At 69.3% G+C, this 19943-nt stretch carries 19 protein-coding genes; 7 read left to right on the top strand and 12 right to left on the bottom strand.

The annotated features are described in order from the left end of the window. Positions 1-57: 57 nt before the first annotated feature. Positions 58-1194: a substrate-binding domain-containing protein gene (locus ACQEU8_RS13485; protein ID WP_433102361.1), complete on the bottom strand. Its 1137-nt coding sequence runs from the start codon at positions 1192-1194 to the stop codon at positions 58-60. 454 nt (positions 1195-1648) lie between these two features. Here ACQEU8_RS13485 and ACQEU8_RS13480 point away from each other — a divergent pair, with 454 nt between their 5' ends. The 4 genes from ACQEU8_RS13480 to ACQEU8_RS13465 are packed head-to-tail and all read left to right on the top strand — an operon-like array spanning position 1649 to position 5709. Then, complete coding sequence (locus tag ACQEU8_RS13480; RefSeq protein WP_433100238.1) at positions 1649-4198, top strand: ATP-binding protein; 2550 nt, start codon at positions 1649-1651, stop codon at positions 4196-4198. Then, positions 4179-4655: a roadblock/LC7 domain-containing protein gene (locus ACQEU8_RS13475; protein ID WP_433100236.1), complete on the top strand. Its 477-nt coding sequence runs from the start codon at positions 4179-4181 to the stop codon at positions 4653-4655. The genes ACQEU8_RS13480 and ACQEU8_RS13475 overlap by 20 nt, the downstream gene beginning before the upstream one ends. 51 nt (positions 4656-4706) lie before the next feature. Continuing rightward, on the top strand, positions 4707-5150 hold the full coding sequence (locus ACQEU8_RS13470) for a DUF742 domain-containing protein (protein WP_433100234.1): 444 nt from the start codon (positions 4707-4709) through the stop codon (positions 5148-5150). After that, positions 5098-5709 (top strand): GTP-binding protein, encoded by a 612-nt coding sequence (locus ACQEU8_RS13465; RefSeq protein WP_433100232.1) that lies wholly within the window; start codon positions 5098-5100, stop codon positions 5707-5709. Before ACQEU8_RS13470 ends, ACQEU8_RS13465 begins: the two co-directional genes overlap by 53 nt. 118 nt (positions 5710-5827) lie before the next feature. Here the strand turns inward: ACQEU8_RS13465 and ACQEU8_RS13460 are convergent, their stop codons facing one another. The 7 genes from ACQEU8_RS13460 to ACQEU8_RS13430 all read right to left on the bottom strand — a co-directional run bounded on the left by ACQEU8_RS13460 (position 5828) and on the right by ACQEU8_RS13430 (position 13195). Next, on the bottom strand, positions 5828-7246 hold the full coding sequence (locus tag ACQEU8_RS13460) for a HAMP domain-containing sensor histidine kinase (RefSeq protein ID WP_433100230.1): 1419 nt from the start codon (positions 7244-7246) through the stop codon (positions 5828-5830). Continuing rightward, positions 7221-7991 carry a response regulator transcription factor gene (locus ACQEU8_RS13455; protein ID WP_433100228.1) on the bottom strand — a complete coding sequence of 257 codons (771 nt, stop codon included), beginning with the start codon at positions 7989-7991 and terminating at the stop codon, positions 7221-7223. Before ACQEU8_RS13455 ends, ACQEU8_RS13460 begins: the two co-directional genes overlap by 26 nt. Beyond that, entirely contained in the window at positions 7939-9639 is a 1701-nt protein-coding gene (locus tag ACQEU8_RS13450) for a sulfatase family protein (RefSeq protein ID WP_433100226.1), read from the bottom strand. Before ACQEU8_RS13450 ends, ACQEU8_RS13455 begins: the two co-directional genes overlap by 53 nt. Before the next feature lie 146 nt (positions 9640-9785). Further along, the gene (locus tag ACQEU8_RS13445) at positions 9786-10373 is read right to left on the bottom strand and encodes a snapalysin family zinc-dependent metalloprotease (protein WP_433102359.1); all 588 of its coding nucleotides are present in this window, start codon (positions 10371-10373) and stop codon (positions 9786-9788) included. A gap of 240 nt (positions 10374-10613) precedes the next feature. Continuing rightward, positions 10614-11612 (bottom strand): type I glyceraldehyde-3-phosphate dehydrogenase, encoded by a 999-nt coding sequence (gene gap, locus ACQEU8_RS13440; RefSeq protein WP_433100224.1) that lies wholly within the window; start codon positions 11610-11612, stop codon positions 10614-10616. A 130-nt stretch (positions 11613-11742) separates the two neighbouring features. Further along, a complete protein-coding gene (locus tag ACQEU8_RS13435; protein ID WP_433100222.1) occupies positions 11743-12699 on the bottom strand; it encodes a GlxA family transcriptional regulator in 957 nt (318 codons plus the stop codon). Positions 12700-12742: 43 nt separating this feature from the next. Beyond that, positions 12743-13195: a MarR family winged helix-turn-helix transcriptional regulator gene (locus tag ACQEU8_RS13430; protein WP_433100220.1), complete on the bottom strand. Its 453-nt coding sequence runs from the start codon at positions 13193-13195 to the stop codon at positions 12743-12745. Positions 13196-13270: 75 nt separating this feature from the next. On the opposite strand from ACQEU8_RS13430, the gene ACQEU8_RS13425 reads away from it, so the two are divergent. Together ACQEU8_RS13425 and ACQEU8_RS13420 are read left to right on the top strand one after the other, a co-directional pair. Next, complete coding sequence (locus ACQEU8_RS13425) at positions 13271-13492, top strand: hypothetical protein (protein ID WP_433100218.1); 222 nt, start codon at positions 13271-13273, stop codon at positions 13490-13492. A gap of 132 nt (positions 13493-13624) precedes the next feature. After that, positions 13625-15085 (top strand): recombinase family protein, encoded by a 1461-nt coding sequence (locus ACQEU8_RS13420; protein WP_433100216.1) that lies wholly within the window; start codon positions 13625-13627, stop codon positions 15083-15085. 137 nt (positions 15086-15222) lie between these two features. Here the strand turns inward: ACQEU8_RS13420 and ACQEU8_RS13415 are convergent, their stop codons facing one another. The 4 genes from ACQEU8_RS13415 to ACQEU8_RS13400 all read right to left on the bottom strand — a co-directional run bounded on the left by ACQEU8_RS13415 (position 15223) and on the right by ACQEU8_RS13400 (position 18781). Next, entirely contained in the window at positions 15223-16581 is a 1359-nt protein-coding gene (locus ACQEU8_RS13415) for a replication initiator (RefSeq protein WP_433102357.1), read from the bottom strand. 331 nt (positions 16582-16912) lie between these two features. Beyond that, the gene (locus ACQEU8_RS13410) at positions 16913-17110 is read right to left on the bottom strand and encodes a hypothetical protein (protein WP_433100214.1); all 198 of its coding nucleotides are present in this window, start codon (positions 17108-17110) and stop codon (positions 16913-16915) included. Continuing rightward, complete coding sequence (locus ACQEU8_RS13405; RefSeq protein ID WP_433100212.1) at positions 17103-18419, bottom strand: FtsK/SpoIIIE domain-containing protein; 1317 nt, start codon at positions 18417-18419, stop codon at positions 17103-17105. The genes ACQEU8_RS13410 and ACQEU8_RS13405 overlap by 8 nt, the downstream gene beginning before the upstream one ends. After that, positions 18419-18781, bottom strand: a complete 363-nt coding sequence (locus ACQEU8_RS13400; protein ID WP_433100210.1) for a hypothetical protein — start codon at positions 18779-18781, stop codon at positions 18419-18421. The genes ACQEU8_RS13405 and ACQEU8_RS13400 overlap by 1 nt, the downstream gene beginning before the upstream one ends. A 172-nt stretch (positions 18782-18953) precedes the next feature. Between ACQEU8_RS13400 and ACQEU8_RS13395 the strand changes: the two genes are divergently transcribed. Further along, complete coding sequence (locus ACQEU8_RS13395; protein WP_433100208.1) at positions 18954-19718, top strand: GntR family transcriptional regulator; 765 nt, start codon at positions 18954-18956, stop codon at positions 19716-19718. Positions 19719-19943 lie beyond the last annotated feature (225 nt).

Genomic DNA, 19943 nt, shown 5'->3' with positions numbered 1-19943 from the left:
CGACCACGCCGCCCCCGGCCCGGCGCCGCCGCCCGGTGGCCGCCGGGCGGGCAGTCGTCATTTGTCCCAGATCTTGCGGTATGCCTGCCGATAGCCCTCGGAGTTCCAGGCGAGAGCGCCGCCGTTGTTGTCGGCGGTGGAGATGTGGACGGGAGCGACGTATCCGCTGGCCGGTTCGTCGGCGAAGGCGCGGTTGAACTCGTCGACGATCTGCCAGCCCTGTTCGGAGAGCGGCTCGGGCACGGTGGCGGCCTGGTACTGCTTGCCGTTGATGCGCTGGAAGGCCGACGGGTCGCCGTCACCGGCGCCGATGTTGTACGGGGCGCCGTCGCCCTCCTTGCCCGCGGCGCGCAGCGCGGGGGCCGCGTGCCGGAAGTACAGGTCGTTGATGGCGGCGGAGTGGGTCCACTTGTCGCCGAAGCGGGAGTGCAGGGAGGAGACTTCCTCGGTGGCGCGGGTGTTGGCTTCGGGGATGGGCAGGTTCTTGTAGCTCAGCAGCTTGACGTCGGAGCAGGTGGCGAGTCGCTTCTTGATCAGGTCGGACTTGCGCTTGGCGAACGGTATCGAGGCGTCGGTGAACAGCACGACGCCTGCACGGCCCTTGGACCGGGCGATGATCCAGTCGGCGCTGATGCTCGCCACGTCCTCGACCTTGGAGGTGATGTTGCTGAAGAGGTTCAGCTTTTCGCTGGGCCCTGGGGCCGGGGTGGAGTGCCAGCCGATCAGCGGGATGCCGAGTTTCTTGGCCTTCTCGACCTGCTCGGCGGTGCTCTTGGGGTGGAATCCGCCGAGGACGATGCCGTCCGGTTCGAGGTCGAGAGCCTTGTCGAAGGCGGCACGGTAACCGGCATCCGTGCCCTTGCCGTTCAGGGTGCGGGCTCGCCATCCGACGACCTTGGCGGCTTCCTGGACGCCCTGGGCGACCCCGGTGGGGCCGGGATTGGACAGGGACTGGGAGATGAAGACGAGGCTCTTGCCCCGGACGGCCTCGGGCCCCGAGGTGGGGCCCGCCCAGGGCGAGTCGACGTCTTCGGCCTTCTTGACGGCTTGCCTCGCCTTGGCGAGGGCGGTGGGGCAGCCGGGCTTGACGGGGCTTCTGTGGGACGTGGTGGCGGTGTCCGGTTCGCAGCCGGCGGTGGCGGCCACCGCCAGGAACGCGGCGGCTGTCGCAACCGCCTTGCGGGTGGGGTACACGGTTCTCCTCACAGGGCAAGAGAGGATACGGACGGCTTGGAGCCGGGGGGCAGCGGGGGAGAGACAGCGTACGGGGGGCGACGGCCCGGCAGGCAGCCCCCTCCGCAAGGGAGCGCGCGTAGCCGGGCCGAGGGCGGCAGCGCGCGAGTCCGTCCACGTGGGCCGCGGGGCAGTCATCGGTCCCGGCGGGCGGTGTGACGGGAGTCCCAGGTGAACGAAAAGCCCACAAACAGCGCAGACTTCGTGGCCTGAATTGAGTCATGTCTTGCATGTACGCGCCCAAACGGTAGTGTTCACCGCCCCCGGATGTGTGGCGCGATCTTTTCGCTCATAATCGGCGTGCGTTCGGCACGAGGTATGAGAGCGTCACGCTTCCCGGGTCGTCGTCGGCGGTCGGCAACAACGACAACCCCGGTCACCGCTCGAAAGTGCATGGAAGGAGCCAGGGGCGTCTGTGGACACAGTGGACCCACCGCGCGAACGCGAGCCGTCCCCGCGCGCGCCGCTGACACCGCGGTTCCGCAGGCGGGCGGGAGCCTTCCTCGACCGATGGCCGTTCCGGCGGAAACTCAACGTCCTGGTGATCGTGCCCGTCGTCGCTGTCGGCGTGCTGCTGGGCGTCAGCGTCAACAGCCAGATGAACCAGGCCCAGGACGCCGGGCGTATCGCCGAGTTGGTGCGTGACAGCAAGCAGGTCACCCGCCTGATCAACGAGGTACAGCACGAACAGCGCCAGGCGCTCCTGCTGTCCGTACGGCACGAGTCGACCCGGCCAGGGGGCGCGCTGCCGTCGACCACCGGCTACCGCCAGTCGCAGCGGGAGACCGACAAGCAGGTCGCCGCCGTGCGTTCCGCGTTCGGGTCGGATCTGCCGAAGGAACAGACGCAGGCACTGGAGTACATCCAGGGCCTGACCGTGCTGCGCGACAAGGTCGAACGGGGCTCGGTCCCCGCGGCCGGTATCTCTCCCGCGTACGCCGCCGCGGTGACCTACCTGATCGACGGCGTCGGACTCGACCGGTTCTCCGGCACCAAGACGTCCTCGGTCACCGGTCTGCTCGACGCGGTGCTGCGTGCCGACGCCGCTCACGCGGCGTTCGAGAGCGCGGTGTTCTCCGCGCAGACGCAGGACGCCAACGCCCTCACCGAGTACTCCCGCGCGGTCGGCGCCCACGAGCTCTTCAAGCACCAGGAGGAGCGATTCTCCAGGATCGCCGGCCGCAAGCAGGTCCTGACCCTGAGCGGTATCGAGCGCAGCGCCGAGGAGAACGGCGTCGACGCCCAGTTCGCGGAGCTCCAGATCGATCCGGCCTCTCTCCAGGGCCAGTCGCCGCGAGCGCTGGGCAAGGCGATGGACGCCGGAACCCGGCAGGCTGAGGCCCGTCACCAGGTCACCGGGTCGCTGATCGAGCAGATCGCCGCCCGTGCCGACCGGCTCTCCGAGAACGCCCTGGACAAGGCGCTGACCCTGCTCGGTCTCGCCCTGCTCGGGTTCGTGGGCTGGCTGACCTTCTCGGTGCTGGTCCGGCGCTCGGTCGTACGTCCCCTGGCGGCCCTGACCGGCGCCGCGCAGCAGGTGGTCGACGTGACGGCCGAGGAGCTCGCCCGGGTCGGGGAGGAGGACGAGTCGGAGGACAGCACCCCGCTGCGGCCGCGGCCGATCCCGGTCCCGGTCCGCGACGAAGTGGGCGAGCTGGCCGAGGCGTTCAACCAGGTGCAGGTCACCGCCGCGGCGCTGCTGGAGCGGCAGGTGCTGAGCCGCCGCAACGTCGCCGAGATGTTCGGCAACGTCGGGCGCCGCGTCAGCAACCTCACCTCGAGTCAGCTCATGCTGATCGACGCCGTCGAACGTGAGGAGACCGACCCCGAGGTGCTGGAGCGGCTCTACCGCATCGACCACATCGCCGTCCGCCTCCAGCGGAACGCCGACAGCCTGATGCTGCTCGCCGGGATCAGGGAGACCGAGGTGGAGGCCCGCCCGACCACCCTGGCCAACGTCCTGCGCGCGGGGCTCAGCCAGATCGAGGCGTATCAGCGGGTGTCCCTGCGGGCCGAGGCGGATGTCACCGTCGCGCCCGACGTCATCGGCGACCTGACGCTGATGCTGGCCGAACTGCTGGAGAACGCGGTCACGTTCTCCCCGTCCCACACCCCCGTCGAGGTGGTCGTCCGGCCCGGTGCCGACGTCACCTCGGACGGTGGCGCGCTGATCGAGGTCATCGATCACGGCCTCGGCATGAGCGCGGAGCGGCTCGCCGAGGAGAACGCCCGGCTGGTCCGCCGGGAACGGCTCGACCTCGTACCGACCAAGGTGCTCGGCCTCTTCGTGGTCGGCAGCCTCGCCCGGCGCTGGGGCATCCGGGTCACCCTGAGCCGGACGCCGGGCGGCGGGGTCACCGGTACGGTCTGGGTCCCCGCCGCGCACCTGCTGACCGACGGCCCGACGGAGCCTGCGCCGTCGCCGGTCACGGCCGTGGCCGGACCCGCCCCGGAGCTCCCGGCGGCCGCCGAGCAGGAGCCCGCCGGGTCCGCACCCACACCTGCGCCGGTCGCCGCCGCGCCCGCGCCCGCACCGGTCGCCGCCACCATGCCCGAACGGCGTCCGGCAGCCCCCGCACCGGAGGGCGGCCTTCCGCGGCGGGTCCCGGTCCGCAGGAGTACGGAGCAGACGGGCACCGCCGAGGGCCCCGAGCAAGCGACCCCCACGGCCACCGCCGACCAGCCGGCCGGGCTCCAGGCACCCAGGCCGCTGCGCCGGCGGGTACGAGGAGCGACACTCCCCATGACCACCCCACAGGGCCGGGGCGTTCCGGACGTACGCCGGCCCGTCGACGCCGACGCGGTCCGTTCGGAACTCGACGAGTTCGAAGCCGCCGTACGCAAGGCGGAGCAGGACAGCGCCACTCCCCCCACGGAAACCAGCGCCACTCCCCCCACGGAAACAGCAGCACCGCGACACCAGCACTCTCCGAAGGAGCCGGGCAGTGAGCACGCCGACAGGTAACAGCAGTTCCGAGCGGGCAGAACCCACCGACCTGCGAGCCGCCGTGGCCGACTTCAACTGGCTGCTCGACCGGTTCGCCACCCAGACCGCCGGTGTCGTCGACGCCATCGCGGTGTCCTCCGACGGCCTGCTGATCGCCGTCTCGCAGCCGCGCGAGCAGGACGCCTCCGAGCGGCTCGCCGCGATCGTCTCGGGCATCACGAGCCTCGCGGCGGGCGCCTCCGGCAACTACGGACTCGGCGGCCTCAACAAGGTCATCATCGACCTGGAGGGCGGCCATGTGCTGGTGTCGGCCATCGGCTGCGGTGCCGTTCTCGGCGTGGTGACCTCGAAGGAGGCGAAGCTGGGCAACATCGCCTACGAGATGACCCTGTTCGCCAACCGGGCCGGTGCGGCGCTCACCCCCCAGCTGGTGCTGGAGCTCAAGAAGAGTGCCGGTGCCGCACCGGCAGGCTGATCCCGTCCCGCGACGCGGAGAGATGGGTGCAGGCACTCAGGAGGGATCGTGATGGCTGCCGGTGAACCAGTACCGCACGAGGCTGCGGGCAGCGCATGGGACGCGCCGGAGCCGGTCGGCCGCGCTCCCGCGATCCGGCCGTTCCTGCTGACCGCCGGCCGGGTCTCGGGGAGCGGCGCGGCGACACCGCTCCCGGTCGAGACGCAGATCGTGGCGACGTCGGCCGGGCTCTCGGCCCTGGCCTCGCTCACCTTCGAACAGCACGACATCGTCGCCGCCTGCCGGCGTCCGCAGTCGGTGGCGGAACTGGCCGCCCGGCTGCGACTGCACCTCAACGTGGTCCGGGTGCTGGCCGATGACCTGCGTGCCGCCGGACACCTGGCGGTGCACGTGCCGAATGCCAGGACAGCTCAGGACATCTCCGTACTGCGAAGGGTTATCGATGGTCTCCGTGCCGTCCCCGACTCACGGGGCTCACTCCGCGACAGCAGTTGAACAGCCGCCGCTGCCGGTCAAACTGGTCATCGCCGGTGGCTTCGGGGTCGGCAAGACCACGGCTGTGGGCGCGATATCCGAGATCCGTCCGCTGACCACCGAGGCCGCGATCACGGAGGTCGCAGCCGGCGTGGACGATCTCACGCACACTCCCGGCAAGACGACCACCACGGTCGCCATGGACTTCGGCTGCATCACGATCTCCCCGACCCTGAAGCTCTATCTGTTCGGCACCCCCGGCCAGGACCGGTTCGGCTTCATGTGGGACGACGTGACCGAGGGCGCCCTCGGCGGGCTGGTGATCGTGGACACCCGCCGGCTGGACGACTGCTACGCGGCGGTGGACTACTTCGAGCACAAGGACATTCCGTTCGCCGTCGCCGTCAACGCGTTCGACGGTGAGATTCAGCACGACCTCGACCAGGTGCGGTGGGCGCTGGATGTCTCCGATCACGTACCGCTGGTTGTTTTTGACGCCCGGGAGACGGGGTCGGTCCGCGATGCGTTGTTGGTGGTTTTGCAGGTGGCCCTTGCCCGCGCGGAGAACGCGGAGGTCTGACTTCCGTGTTCCGGTGAGGGGCTGCCCCTTTCGGTTGCTTGCGGACTGCGGGTTGCGTTGTGGCTGGTCGCGCAGTTCCCCGCGCCCCTGACGGGGCGCAGCACCCCATGCCGAGAACTCAGCGCCGCAGGCGAACCGTGAAGTGGGCGCCGCCTTCCGGGGCGTGAGTCGCGATGATCGTGCCGCCGAGCCGGTCGACGAGCTGGGCCGCAAGGGCGAGGCCGAGGCCGGTGCCGACCGGGCGGCGGTCCCGGTAGCGGCGGTGGAGCCTGCCGCGCTCGAAGGCGACCCGGAGGTCTTCGTCCGTCAGCCCCGGACCGCCGTCGCGTACTGAGAGCAGCACCAGCCCGCCGCCGGCGTCGGCTTCCGCAGCCAGCGCCACCACCAGCGGCGCATGCGGTGCGACCCGGCTCGCGTTCTCCATCAGGATGTCCAGCACCTGCCGCAGCCGTACCGGATCGGTGTGCACCAGTACGGAATCTCCGGGCAGCTCGGTACGCAGTTCGGTGCCGGATCCCTCCAGTGAGGGACGCCAGGCGGTCACCGCCGCCGCGGCCAGTGCGGTGAGGTCGACTTCCTCCCGCTCGACGGCGAAGTCGTCGGCCTGGAGGCGGGCGAGCGCGAGGAGGTCGGTGACGAGCCGGTCGAGGCGTTTCGCCTCGGTCAGCACGGTGCGCCCGGCATCCTGCGCGGTGTCGGCGTCCGTGGACAGCACACCGTCGGCGAGGGCTTCCGCGTAGCCGCGTATGGTCGTCAAAGGAGTACGCAGCTCGTGGGAGACGGACATCAGAAAGTCTTTCTGACGCTGCTCGCTGACCTCCAGCGCGGTGCTCAACTCGTTGAGGGCGCTGGAGAGTTCACGTACCTCCTCCGGCGGATCCAACGGCATGCGGCAGCCGCGGTCGCCGTGCCGTATCCGGTCAGCGGTCCGTGCCGCCTGCCGCAGCGGCCGGGACAGCCGCCTGGCCAGAAACACCCCGGCGAGGGTGCCGGCGGATGCCCCGACGGCCAGCGCGAGCGCCAGCCGCGGCCCGACGGTTTCCCCGCGCGCCTCGGAAACCCGCTGCGCGAGCACGACACCGTTCGCCTTTCCGACCGGCCGGGCCTCGAAGAGCACATCCGTGCCGTTCCGGGTGACGCGGCTGTGCACGGGCTTCCCGTTGCGCAGCTTGCGCATGGCGTCCTGGGGGACCCAGCCGCGGTCGGCGGTGTGGGCTCGTACGAGTGAGATACGGATGCCGTTGCTGCGCATCAGCCGCGCCAACTCCTGCACCCGGGCGGGGCGGCCCGTGCGCGCGGCGAGCATGGTCGCGGCCAGGTCGGCCTGTTTGCGCAGCGACTCGCGTGCGTGCTCGGTCGCGGCCTGACGGATGAGCGGTACTCCCACAGCAGCGGTGGCGAACACCGAGACAGTCGCGACGAGCAGGGTGACGAGCACCGTACGGGACGTCATCCCCCTGGCGCGGCCGAACAGCGACCGCCCGGACAGCCGGCCCGCACCGGTGCCGGGGTCACTCCTCCACGCTGTATCCGACACCGCGCACCGTCCGGATCATCCCTGCCCCCCGGCCCAGCTTGGCCCGTAGCTGCGCGATGTGCACATCGACGGTCCGCGTCCCCACATCGGAACGGTGCCCCCACACCGCGGCCAGCAGATCGCTGCGGGTACAGACCCGCCCGGGCCGCTCCATCAGATGGGCGAGCAGATCGAATTCGGTGGCCGTCAGCTCCACCGGCCCGTCGTCCACCAGGACACGGCGGCGCGGTACATCGGCCTTCACCCGGCCGACGGTGCGTATCTGCTCGGCGACGACGCCCGAGCTGCGGCGCAGCACCGCACGCAGCCGGGCCACCAGCTCCCTGGGGCTGAAGGGCTTGGTGATGTAGTCGTCACCGCCCAACTCCAGGCCGAGCAGCCGGTCCACCTCCTCGTCGCGCGCGGTCAGGAACAGCACCGGTGTCCAGTCCTGCCGGCCGCGCAGCAGCCGGCACACCTCGGTGCCCTCCATGTCGGGCAGCATGATGTCGAGGATCAGCGCAACCGGGCGGTGGCGGCGCGCGGTGGCCAGCGCCGCCTCCCCGGTCGACTCGATGATGACGGTGAAGCCTTCGCGTACCAGATAGGTGCGGACCAGCTCGGCGATGGCCCGTTCGTCCTCGACGACCAGTACGAGACCGCGGTTCTGTCCGGTCAGTTGTCCTCCTCCTCCATCTGGTCGCGGCTGCTGCTCATGCGGGCCCGGGCGCCTGCGGTGTCTCCTCCCGGCACTCCTCGCCCGCACACCCTTGCAGCTTGTCCAGCCGACGGTCGAGGAACGTACGCGCCTTCGCGTAGTCGGGATCGTTGTGGCGCGAGGTCAACTCGTGCGGATCGGCCGACAGGTCGTACAGCTCCCGGGCGCCCGTGACGTAACGGATGTACAGGTAACGGTCGGTGCGGATCGCCTCGTACGCCGCGGAACCTCCCTTCCGGAAGCCCTTGCGGTTCTTCTTCAGGGCCTTCTTGGTGGTGGGCGAGGCGTCGCCGTCCTGATCGAGGTCTCCGGCGCCCGCGGCCCGCCCCGCGGAGATGTCGTCGTCCGGCGGGCCCGCGGCGGGCGGCTTGCCTTTGCCGTGGCCGGTCACCGGCGAGCGGCGGGCACCTTCCGCGATCTCCTGCAGCACCGGCCTGCCGCTGCGCTTGCTCGGGTCACGCCCGTACGGCAGCAGGGAGCGTCCGTCGAGCGCGAGGTCCGGGTCGGCGCCGCCGATGTCGGCGATGGTGGCGGCCAGATCGACGTTGCTGGTGAGTTCCTTCGAGTGCTGTCCTTCGGAGATGCCGGGGCCGCGCAGCAGCATCGGTACCTGTCCCGAAGCGCCGTGCGGGAGGAACTTTCCGGCGGGCACCCGGTGCTCGCCGAAGAAGAACCCGTTGTCGGAGGTGAACAGCACATAGGTGTTGTCCAGTTGGCCGGTGGCTTTCAGCGTGCTCATCAGCTTCCGTACGGCCTCGTCCACGGCCAGCAGCGATTCCAGCCGCCCTCGGTAGTTCTCGGTGATGCGCTGGGTGGTCACGCTGTCCAGCTTCGGACGCTTCTTGAGGAACGCCGGCTTGTCCCGCATATCGCTCTCGCCGTACGCGGGATCCTCGGGCAGCTCCTCCTTCGCGAACTCGCCCTTGTGCCGGGGCGCCGGACGCGGGGGCTGCCCGACGGCCGGACGTGATTCCTGCTTCCGGGGCTTTCGGAACTTCCCGCCCCGGGTGTTCACACTCTCCCCGTGCGGTGCGAGGAAGGCGAGACTCAGGAAGAAGGGCTTGTCACCTTCGGCCTTGCGCTTGATGAAGTCGACGCCTTTGTCGCGGTACACATCGGTCTGATAGAGCTTCGGATCCTCCTCGCCGGGCTTCCCGTACGTGTGCAGCTTCCCGTTCTCGTTGAGCCGGTAGCCCCACATCCGGTACGTGGACGGGTCCACCGAGCCGCGCCACTCATCCCAACCGGGCGGTATGTGCTTCGGGTCCTTGCTGCCGTAGCCGTTGGGGTACTTGCCGATGTGCGAGGTGACGTATCCGGCCTTCTGCATCCACACCGGCAGCGTCTTCTTCTCGTCGAGCTTGTCGTAGCCGCCCTGCGGGGCCTTGTTGTGCCGTACGCCGTTGTTGTGCGCGTACTGCCCGCTCAAGTAGGTCGACCGCGAGGGACAGCACAGCGGTGTCGACGGGTGATAGCGGTCGAAGGTCACGCCCTCGTCGCCCAGCAGTTTCCGGGTTTCTGACATGACGCGCATCGACTCGAGCCACTGGTCGTCGGTCATTACCATCAGCACGTTCGGCCGCTTGTCCTCGCTCTGCGAGCCGCCGCCGTTTTCGACGCACCCTGTGGCGGCCGGCAGCAGCAGAAGCAGACCAATCGTCGCCGCGCTCCTCGCGGTGGTGCTTGTGGTCCTCATACGGGCCAGCATCCGGAAGCAATGTTCGAGGAGTGTGAAGCCCGCGTACGAATGCGATCAGCGCTCGGCGGGCAGCCCCACTCGCCGCATGGTCACTGTGCCCCGCGCGGCGGCGGGACACAGTGACCGTCTGAGGAACGGTCCGGTCAGTCCTGGTACACCCGGGGCTGGAACACCGCGGGGCTGACGCCGGCGCCCGTGAAGTTGTCCTCGACGGCGGCCTTTTCACTGGCGTCGGGGTTGGGGTTGGTGCACCCGACCCCGGCGGAGGAGCCGGACATGAGGCTGCTGCACGGCCCCGGCTTCTTGTCCGGGAGACCCAGGATGTGGCCGAGTTCGTGCGCGGCGATACGGGTGGTGTCGTAGCCCTCGTTCACCGCCTGCCGCCCCATCCAGACGGTGCCGTTGCCCAGGCTGGTGGTCTGCGCGCGCGGCCAGCCGTCGTCCGCGAGTATCTCGATGTTGGCCCGGTCGCCCGACCCGGCCGGTTTCAGCTGGACGTTCTTCACGCTGTCGTTCCAGACCGCCGCGCCCTTGTCGACCGCGTCGACGAACTCCTCGGCTCCCGATGTGTCGTACGTCAGGACGACCGCGGCGGCGGACCCTGGGGACGTGGCTGAGGCGGACGCCTGGCTGATACTCCAGGACAGCGCCACCACGAGCACGGTTATCAGTGCCCGCACAGCGTTTCTGACTGTCACGGTGATCCTCCTGTGGGGGAAGGGTGGAATCATGCTCATGACACAGTGCACAAGCGCCCCTGCCCCCTGCACACCCGTCCCAATCCTTCACTGTGCGGCTTGAGTTCGAATGCGCCACAGTGTGTGGGCGGTGGCGCCCTGATCGACCGCCACCTGATTCACCGTCAGTGTCGGATCCCCGGATCCACCCTCCAGCCCTCCCAGGCCCGAGCCAACTGAGCGCTCTGGCCGACCCGACTGGTCAACCAGAGCGCCCAAAGCAAGTGCTGCCGGTCAGCGGGCGGCGAGCAGTTCGAGCGTGTCGATCACGCGGTTCGAGAAGCCCCACTCGTTGTCGTACCAGGCGACCACCTTGATGTGGCGGCCGTCGACGCGGGTGAGGGCCGAGTCGAAGATCGACGAGGCGGGATTGCCCGTGATGTCGGACGACACGAGCGGGTCCTCCGAGTATTCGAGCACGCCGGCGAGCGGCCCCTCCGCCGCGGCGCGGTACGCCGCCAGAACATCGTCGCGCGTCACGTCGCGGGCGACGGTCGTGTTGAGTTCGACGATCGAGCCCACCGGCACCGGTACGCGGATCGAGTCGCCCGACAGCTTGCCGTCGAGGTTCGGCAGCACCAGGCCGATCGCCTTGGCGGCGCCGGTCGTGGTCGGCACGATGTTGACGCCGGCGGCCCGGGCGCGACGGGCGTCGCGGTGCGGACCGTCCTGCAGGTTCTGCTCCTGCGTGTAGGCGTGCACCGTCGTCATGAACCCGTGCTCGATACCGGCGAGTTCATCCAGCACCTTGGCCAGCGGGGCGAGCGCGTTGGTGGTGCAGGAGGCGTTCGAGACGATCGTGTGCAGGTCCGGGTCGTAGGCGTCGGTGTTGACCCCGAACGCGAGCGTGACGTCGGCGCCGTCCGACGGTGCGCTGACGAGCACCTTGCGTGCGCCCGCGTCGAGGTGGGCGCGGGCGGCCTTCGCCGAGGTGAAGCGGCCGGTGGCCTCCAGGACGAGGTCGACGCCGAGTTCGGCCCACGGCAGCTGCGCCGGTTCGCGCTCGGCCGTCACCGTGATCCGGCGGCCGTCGACGACGAGGGCGTCCCCGTCGGCGGTCACCGGGCGCCCGAGCCGGCCGGCTGTGCTGTCGTAGGCGAGCAGCCGGGCGAGAGTGGCGGGCTCCGTCAGGTCGTTGACGGCGACGACATCGAGGGCGCTGTCGCGCTCCAGCAGCGCACGCAGCACATTGCGTCCGATGCGGCCGAATCCGTTGATGGCGATGCGAGTCATGAGTGCTGTCCCTTCCCTTCGGCACCAGGCTCGCCCGCAGTCGGTGCCGCTGACAGTGGCGATATCGCCATGGTTCAAAAGGATCCCGCCAGGTCCCGCCACGCGGTGCCGGGCGGGTCACTCGCCCCGGTCACTCGCCCCGGGTGAAGGTGCGCCGGTACTCGCTCGGTGTGGTGCCGAGGATCTGCTGGAAGTGCAGGCGCAGGTTCGCGCTGGTGCCGAGCCCGACGTCGGCGGCGATCTGTTCGACGCTGCGCTGTGAGCGTTCGAGCAGTTCGCGGGCCAGGTCGATGCGGGCGCGCATCACCCACTGCATCGGCGTGTAGCCGGTCTCCTCGACGAAGCGCCGGGAGAACGTGCGCGGCGAGACCCCCGCCTGCCGCGCCAGTATGTCGAGGGTGAGGGGCTCGCCGAGCCGGTGCAGCGCCCACTCGCGGGTGGCGGCGAACCGCTCGCCGAGCGGCTCGGGGACGCTGCGCGGCACGTACTGGGCCTGGCCGCCGCTGCGGTAGGGAGCGGCGACCAGCCGCCGGGCCGCGTGGTTGGAAGCGGCAACTCCGAGGTCGCCGCGCAGGATGTGCAGGCACAGGTCGATGCCGGAGGCGGCGCCGGCCGAGGTGAGCACGCTGCCCTCGTCGACGAACAGCACGTTCTCGTCGACCTGGACGAGCGGATGTCTGGCCATGAGTGCCCGCGTGTAGTGCCAGTGCGTCGTGGCGCGCCTGCCGTCGAGCAGGCCCGTGGCGGCGAGCGCGAAGGCGCCCGTCGAGATGGCGGCGAGCCGCGCGCCCCGGTCGTGGGCGGCGATCAGTGCGTCGATGACGGCCTGCGGCGGGTCGTCGCGGTCCGGGAACCGGTAGCCGGGGACGAAGACGAGGTCGGCCCACGCAAGCGCGTCGAGGCCGTGGGCGACGTAGTAGGCGAGGCCGTCGCCGCCGGTCACAAGACCGGGTGTCGCCCCGCACACCCGCACCTCGTACGGCATGCTCGCGCGGGTCGTGAAGACCTGTGCGGGAATTCCGACATCGAGTGGCTTCGCACCCTCCAGCACAAGGACGGCGACGCGATGCAGGCGGGAGGCTGGCACAGGAAGAGGTTACGTGCGGCGTGACTTCGCTACCTCGGACCGGTCACTCAGCCACGCGTGCGCCGAGGGAGTCGACATCGCGTACGAAGCGGGTGAGGAGGCGGGCGAAGGCGGCCCTGTCCTCGGCGGGCCACTCGGCGGTGGCTTCGGCGAAGATCCGGCGGCGGAAGTCGCGAATGCGCGTCAGGACGGCGTGGCCCTCAGGGGTGAGGACGAGGAGCGAGCGGCGGCCGTCGTGCTGATCGGCTTCGAGGCGCATGAGCCCCGCCTCGATGGCCTGCCCGGCGAGGCGGCTGGCTCTGGGCTGATCGACGCCGAGTGCGGCTGCGGCCTCGGTGACCGTTGGTGCCTTGGCCTCGCGGGTGGTGGAGTCGGCCGCGTCGAGCAGCTCGAAGACCGCATCCGGGAGAGCGGCATGGGAAGCCACCCGCGCCGTACTGCTCAAGGGGCTGACGCCGGAGCAGTACGCCGAAACCGTACGGAATCTGTCCGTCATGGCGGCCAATGTCGAAGCCGGTCTGGCGGCGCTCCGGTCCCACTCAGGGCTCGGACAGCGCACACTGGACTCACAATGACGAATTCCCCCGCGCCTCGGCGCCATCTGCCCACAAGCCCCTTCAAGGCTCCGGCCGCTCCGGTGGCCAAGCACTTCACGCTGGGAGACCGGGTCTCACACGACCGGTACGGCCTCGGCAAGATCATCGGCGTCGAGGACGGAGTCGCGATGCTCGTCGACTTCGGCCCTCACCAGGCCCGCATCGTCAGCCCGTACACGGGAATGGACAAGCTCTGACGCCGCTCCCACCGTCCCGCATCCCCCGGCGGGGCGGTGGGCCCGGCGTTCTGTGCGGCGTCACTCGCTCTTCGGGCTGACCCCGACCGGACAGCTCACGCCCGTGCCTACGAGGGTGTACCTATGTGACCCATGGCGAACTCGATGGGTACGCGGCGAGCAGCGATCTACTGCCGGATCAGCCAGGACCGGGGCGGCGCCGGACTGGGTGTCACGCGCCAGGAGGAGGACTGTCGCGCGCTCAGTGCCCGCAAGGGCTGGGACGTGCTCACCGTGCACACCGACAATGATGTCAGCGCCTACTCCGGCGCTCCCAGGCCCGCATGGCAGGAGCTGTTGGAGGAGGTACGGAGCGGCTACGTCGATGCCGTCGTGTGCTGGCACGTGGACAGGCTCACGCGCTCACCCCGTGAGCTTGAGGACGTGATCGACCTTGCTGATCAATACGGCGTGGAGCTGGCCACCGTCAGCGGGGAGATCGATCTGGCGACGCCTACCGGCCGCATGATCGCGCGCATGCTGGGTGCGGCAGCCCGTCATGAGGCTGAGCACAAGGCCGAGCGTCAGAAGCGGCAGCGCCGCCAGGCCGCGGAAGCCGGGAAGATAGCCGGGGGAGGGAAGCGCCCCTACGGATACGAGGACGACCGCGTAACCGTGCGGGAAAGCGAGGCCGCCGTTATCAGGGAAGGCGCCCGCCGCGTACTGGCGAACGAAGGTCTGTCGAGCATCTGCCGCGACTGGCAGGCGCGCGGCATCGTCAGCCCCGCTGGGAAGCCATGGAAGCCGAGCGGACTTCGCCGTCTGCTGGCATCGGCCCGTATCAGTGGCCGCAGGGAGCACACACCTCGGGGCTCGTGGGAGCACACGCGTCCGTTGCTCGGCGAAATCGTGGCCGACGCCGTCTGGCCGAGCATCATCAGCCATGAAGACTCGGACCGCCTACGCGCGATCCTGTCCGACTCCGAGCGCCGCAAGCGAGTGGAGGGCAGCGAGCGCCGCAGCTACCTCCTGTCGGGCATCCTCCATTGCGCGAAGCCGCACACGGACGGCAAGCCGTGCGGACACAGCATGCACGGTCGCCCACGCTCAGGAGTTCCGCGTTACGTGTGCCCGAACGTGCCGGGCACCGACTCCTGCGCCGGGACTGCGACCAACGCGGAGCGGACAGACGACCACGTACGGGACATGGTGCTGGCGGCATTGGAGTCGCCCGTGTTCGTGCAGCGGCTACGTGCTCCGGACGACGAGGAGAACAAGCTCTACGAAGAGATCCGCAGGGATGAGGAGGAACTGGAGGAGCTGGCACGGGACGTGGGGGAGCGCCGAATCACCCGCAAGGAGTGGATGATCGTTCGCCAGCCCGTCGAGGAACGGCTGGAGCGGAACCGTGCCCAGCTCTCGAAGGTGTCCCGTGCGGCGGTTCTGCTGGATTTTGTCGGCAGCTTCGAGGACATGCAGGCGCGGTGGAAGAAGATGAACAACTCCCAGCGCCGAGCGATCGTCACCGCGTGCGTCCGTCGCATTGATGTGAATCCGGCGAACCCGCGCCGACGCTGGGACCCCGAGCGGTTCGTATTCGACTGGCTTGCGTAGCGGTGCGCGGACAGGCGTCAGCTTGCTCGGGCGGTATCAGCGCGAAGACGCGCGCCGCACGCTCTATGACTGCAAGGTCTTCGATCACGGGCGGCAGGCCCTGACGAGTCCGCGAGGCCGCAACCCGGCGTCTGAGCTCATCCGGTGCCAAGGGCGCCCCCTGGTGCAACGGCAAGCGCTTCGCGTGCGGCTTCGCGAGTGGCCGCCAGATCTTCCGCAATCCCTGCCGCGATGAGCGCCGCGCCCGGGGTGTGGCCCGAGCCGACATAGCGCCAGTGGCGTTCGGTGGTGGTGTCGCCGGCTTCGGTCGCGTCGGCACCTCGCTGGTGTTCGGCTCGTTCCTCACGGAGTGCGGCATAGGTCGTTGAGTAGCTGCGAGATTTGGTGAGGATGTGGCCCCGGTAGCCGAGGGTGTGTGCCCAGGGCTGCAACCGGAGCGAACCCAATTCCGGCAGCGCGCCGAGCCGCCAACAGGTGGCCATCAAACCGCGTACGTGCGGGGAGACCGGCGCGGTGGCGATCTCTTCTGGACCCTCCACTCTGTGGTCGAGCCCCGCAGCGGTCTCGGCCGCTCCCTTGGTGACGTATTTGGCTACGTAGGCGGCAACGGCGTCATCGCTCAGCGCGCTGGGGTCGTTGAAGGCTCTCAGCGTCCGGACGTCGAGCTGGTTGCCCCAGCGCAGGTCGTATTCGCCGAGGGCAGGTGTGTACGGGGTGCGCAGATGCACGGCAGACGCGGCGGTGTGCACTGCGAATGCGAGCGTGCGAGCGTCGAGCCAGATGGGCGGCACGGTGTTGGGTCCGTCGGCTCCGTCGAGGCGTACGACGGCATGGAGGTGGACAGCGGCACGCTGTTGGTACTCGGCAACCTTTGCGTAGGAGACGCGCACCGCACGACGCAGGCCCGCCCGAGTGCGGCCAGTACGCGCGGCCAGGTGGTTGTAGAGGTTGTCCGTGAATGCCTTCCACAGGCGTCCGGCATGTGCGTGCCAGAGGACATGTGCCGGGTAGTCGTAGCAGCCGACGCACAGGGGTTGGCCGACCAAAGGGTCACCGGACCGGTGTACGGCTCCGCAGCTCTTTGAGCGTCCGTGTTCGCAGGTGTGGGACGTGCGGCGCGGTCGGCAGCGTTCACCGTCGGTGGCACGGTGGACAGGCCCGAAGCTGGGAGCGGTAAGGGTGATGAACAAGCGAGGGTGTTCCCGGACGGCATCCGGTACGCCTTTGCCCCCGTTGAGACCAGCGCGGACGAGATGGAAGGTGTCCCCGGCATGGAGTCGGGAGCAGGGCGCGCAGACCGATGCGCGGCGGTTGCGGCAGCGGACGGAGAGGCGTTCGCCGGGTTCCGCGGATGTGTCGTAGTGGTGCAGGAGTTCACCGGTTGCTGCGTCGTACGCGCTGGTTGAGCCGGAGAGGTGCACGGGGTGAGCGCAGCCGCCGGTAGCGGTGACCTGTTCGAGCCAGCGCGGGAACTGCGGATCTTGGGCGAGTCGTATGACGTCGCGGTCGACTTCGGAGAGCTGACGCAGGCGCGCCGCGCGGTCGAGTACGGCGCGCCTGTCAGCCGAGGTGATCTCGGCGGTGATGGTGGGGACCTCCCGGGGTGGGCCGCCGCAGCGGCACGGATGGTTGCGGTTGGGTGGTTGTCGTCCATGGCGATCACTCCTTGATTCGCTGGTTGGTGGTGTGGGTCAGCGGATGGTTCCGGTGCCCCGGCAGCAGCGGCAGCGCCGCATGCGTCCGGTGCGGGTTCTGCGGTAGCGCTCTCCCTTGCAGATGGGACAGCGGACGCGATGCATGGTCATCTGCTGGGCCTCCCTGAGGGGTCTAGCTGTTGCGGGAAAAGCCGGAGAAGAGCCAGCTCACGAGGCCGTCTGCGGTGAAGATGACCGGTGTCTGACCGAGGTACATGCCGAAGAGGCCGATGAGCACCGCTTCCCACCACCGCACGTGGCGGGAGCGGACGAGAAGTACGGTGGCGAGCCCGAAGAGCAGCACGAGCGGAAGAGCAGCGTTCTCACTCATGGGCGTCGCCTCCTTCCAGGTCTTCCAGAGCGCGGACGACCCCGCCCAGGCGGGGAGCCATCCCCGCATATTCAGATGCCGTCGCTTGGGCTTCAGAGGGTGTGGTCATGTGGGAACGCCCACGCATCCAGCCGCCCAGCTCGCCGGTGGTGACGGCAACGCCTTGTTCGGCTTCGCTGATGGACTGGGCGACCGTCACGGCGTCCTTGTTGAGGTCGCCCAGGGCCATTTCCGCTGTGCCGGGGTCGTTGACGCGGTGGCAGATACGGCCGCCCAACTGGGCCCGCAGGGCTGTCACGCCCGGACCCAGACCCGAGCCGACGCGCTGGCCGGCCACGACCAGGTGCATGCCGAGCGCCGCCCCGAGTTGGGCCAGCCGCAGGAGGTAGGTCGAGCACTGCTCAGCCTCTGCCCGCTGTTCCCTGCTGCCGTTGGTCAGATACAGCTCAGCGAGTTCGTCCACGACCACGACGACGGGTACCGGCCGTTCCTTCTCCGGCAGGTCCCAGATGGACCGGGCTCCGGCCATGCGGCAGAGGCGCATCCGGTCTTGCATGTCGACCACAAGGGCCCCGAGCAGGGCGATGGCTTCCGTACGGCACGTGGCCAGGGCCGAGAGTCGCCGTTGGAACAGTCCCAGTTCCATGCCGCCCTTGCAGTCGACACCGACCAGGGCGACGGGTTGCGGAGCAAGCTCGCTGATCAGCCGGGCGATCAGCGTCGACTTGCCCGACTGTGTGGCCCCGACGATCAGCCAGTGAGGTACGCGCCGGAAGTCCATCAGCCAGGCGTGACCGGTCTCCAGCGCGCCGACAACGGCCGAGAGCAGCGATCCGGAGACCTCCCCCGTGGTGCGGTTCGGACTCGCCAGCGGGTCACTGGCCGTCGCCGTGATCAGGACGATCCCGCGTTCGGGCGAGACGACCCGCACCGCGTGCACCTTCCAGGCGTGCACCAGAGCGTCAGCCGCCGCCAGGAACGGAGCCGGAGTCTGCCCCGCATACAGCCGCACCCGCAGCGACAGACCGTTAGGTGTGGGATGAGGGAAGGAGCAGCGCGGTGTGTGGGTACGCAGGGGATCGCCCTTGACCGCCAGGACCCCCAGCAAACGCCGGTTGGGCTTGTGGGAGACCGTGAGGTCATTGAGGTGAGCAACCTTGCGCCAGGTGAGCAGGACCCGCAGCGCCGTACGCGGGTACCCGGTCACGTACCAGTGCCAGTCCGGCCGCTTGGCCCGCAGGCGATCACTGCCGACCAGCAGCCAGAACAGAACTGCTAAAGCGAACACAAGCAGACTGAGTCGGTCCATCAAGCACCACCGCCCTTGCCGGCCGCAGGACCGGGCGCCGGTGCAGGCGTCGCCACAGGCGTGATCGCCGAGGCCCGAAAGCTGACGCCGTGCCTGTCTCCCATCGACCAGGCGAACGCCTCCAGCCCGGTAACCCGGACCTCAACGCCCTCCACAATGCCTTTCGGTTCACCAGGTACGGCGATCTCGATCACCGAGACTCGGCGGCCTTCCTGCCGCACCATCACGCCGACGGTGTACACGGTGTTGCCGTCCCGGTCCTTCTTGACCTCACGGTTCTCGTAATTGCTGTACTTCGTTTCCGGCTCGACAGCGCACCGCAGTACGCCAAGCCGGGATGTGTCCACAGGTATGGACTGCATGAGTTGGGGGCCTCCTTGGCCACTCGGACGTCTCGGCGGACGTCACTCGTACTGACGAGTGACGACTATGCATGCCTTGACGCCGAAGCGCAACCACTTATGCTGACGAGTGACGTGACACATCCGGTTAAGTGCATGACCAACGAGTGCGCCACCGATCAGGAAGGCCGTTATGGGAGAGATCCAGCGCCCCGGAGCGCTCTACCGCCAGGTCGCAGCCGCGATCCGTGACGCCATCCTGTCCGGCGAGTTCGAACCAGGCGCGCCACTGCCTTCCGAGGCCCATCTGATCGACCGCTACAACGTGTCGCGGCCCACTGTGCGCAACGCCATCGCTGCCCTGCGCGCCGAGGGGCTGATCGAGGTCATCCACGGCAAGGGCAGCTTCGTTCGCAGCGCGCCCCCATCCGCCTTCACGATGGATCGTGCCGTCAGTCGGGACGCCGAGGGTGCATACGCCATCGGAACGGAGGGTTGGCAGCTCCACGAAGAGCCGAGCATCTACCGCACTTCAGTCGCGTTCGGCGAGGAACAAGAGCCCGAGGAAACCGCGTTCGGTGTGGACCGCCTATGGGTTGACCCGGACACCGGTGTTCGCATCGCGCACCGCACACTCATTCCGTTCCGGACCGCAGAGGGCACCGAGTTGGAACAGGCACCGGACACACCACCGGAGAAGATCTACGCCCTCCTGGCAGAGGCCGGGCACAAGCTCCGATGGACAGAGACCGCCCGAGCCCGCATGCCGCTCCCGGATGAGCGCACCACGCTCCAACTCCCCGACGCCACACCCGTTCTGCACACCACCCGCACCACGTACGGCCGCAAGAACGCCGCTCTGCTGCGCGAAGAGTTCCGAGTCAACGGCGACCGAGCACAAGCCGCCTACCGCATCACAACCGAGAGCACCCGCCAACTGCGCGCCGTACGCGACTGAGCCGCCGCGGGGTGTCGAAACCTGTCTTCACTTCCTCAAGGGCTCGCTCCGCTCGCCGCGCGATCCGGCTTGCCGCCGGGCCGACGCTTCTGATGGCGTCGGGCCCCGCCGCGCTCCTGCCCGGCCGCCGTTCTGCGCGGCGCGAGCCAAGAGAGAGCACGGCGTCGGCGGGGGCGGTCGGCTCCACGACTTTAGGCAGCCACCATGGGGCGAGCCTCGAAGATC

The organism is Streptomyces sp. CA-250714, from assembly GCF_050936705.1.
Classification (GTDB): domain Bacteria; phylum Actinomycetota; class Actinomycetes; order Streptomycetales; family Streptomycetaceae; genus Streptomyces.
Note: the sequence above shows the minus strand (reverse complement) of the source record. Positions and strands in the feature narration are given on the sequence as shown.

What these genes read in the sequence shown, in the direction of transcription:
- ACQEU8_RS13425 (WP_433100218.1), top strand. Translation starts at nt 13,271, where the DNA reads ATGACGAATTCCCCCGCGCCTCGGCGCCATCTGCCCACAAGCCCCTTC.
- ACQEU8_RS13430 (WP_433100220.1), bottom strand. Translation starts at nt 13,195, where the DNA reads ATGACGGACAGATTCCGTACGGTTTCGGCGTACTGCTCCGGCGTCAGC.
- ACQEU8_RS13420 (WP_433100216.1), top strand. Translation starts at nt 13,625, where the DNA reads ATGGCGAACTCGATGGGTACGCGGCGAGCAGCGATCTACTGCCGGATC.
- ACQEU8_RS13465 (WP_433100232.1), top strand. Translation starts at nt 5,098, where the DNA reads ATGGTCTCCGTGCCGTCCCCGACTCACGGGGCTCACTCCGCGACAGCA.
- gap (WP_433100224.1), bottom strand. Translation starts at nt 11,612, where the DNA reads ATGACTCGCATCGCCATCAACGGATTCGGCCGCATCGGACGCAATGTG.
- ACQEU8_RS13470 (WP_433100234.1), top strand. Translation starts at nt 4,707, where the DNA reads ATGGCTGCCGGTGAACCAGTACCGCACGAGGCTGCGGGCAGCGCATGG.
- ACQEU8_RS13395 (WP_433100208.1), top strand. Translation starts at nt 18,954, where the DNA reads ATGGGAGAGATCCAGCGCCCCGGAGCGCTCTACCGCCAGGTCGCAGCC.
- ACQEU8_RS13405 (WP_433100212.1), bottom strand. Translation starts at nt 18,419, where the DNA reads ATGGACCGACTCAGTCTGCTTGTGTTCGCTTTAGCAGTTCTGTTCTGG.
- ACQEU8_RS13450 (WP_433100226.1), bottom strand. Translation starts at nt 9,639, where the DNA reads ATGAGGACCACAAGCACCACCGCGAGGAGCGCGGCGACGATTGGTCTG.
- ACQEU8_RS13410 (WP_433100214.1), bottom strand. Translation starts at nt 17,110, where the DNA reads ATGAGTGAGAACGCTGCTCTTCCGCTCGTGCTGCTCTTCGGGCTCGCC.
- ACQEU8_RS13445 (WP_433102359.1), bottom strand. Translation starts at nt 10,373, where the DNA reads ATGATTCCACCCTTCCCCCACAGGAGGATCACCGTGACAGTCAGAAAC.
- ACQEU8_RS13400 (WP_433100210.1), bottom strand. Translation starts at nt 18,781, where the DNA reads ATGCAGTCCATACCTGTGGACACATCCCGGCTTGGCGTACTGCGGTGC.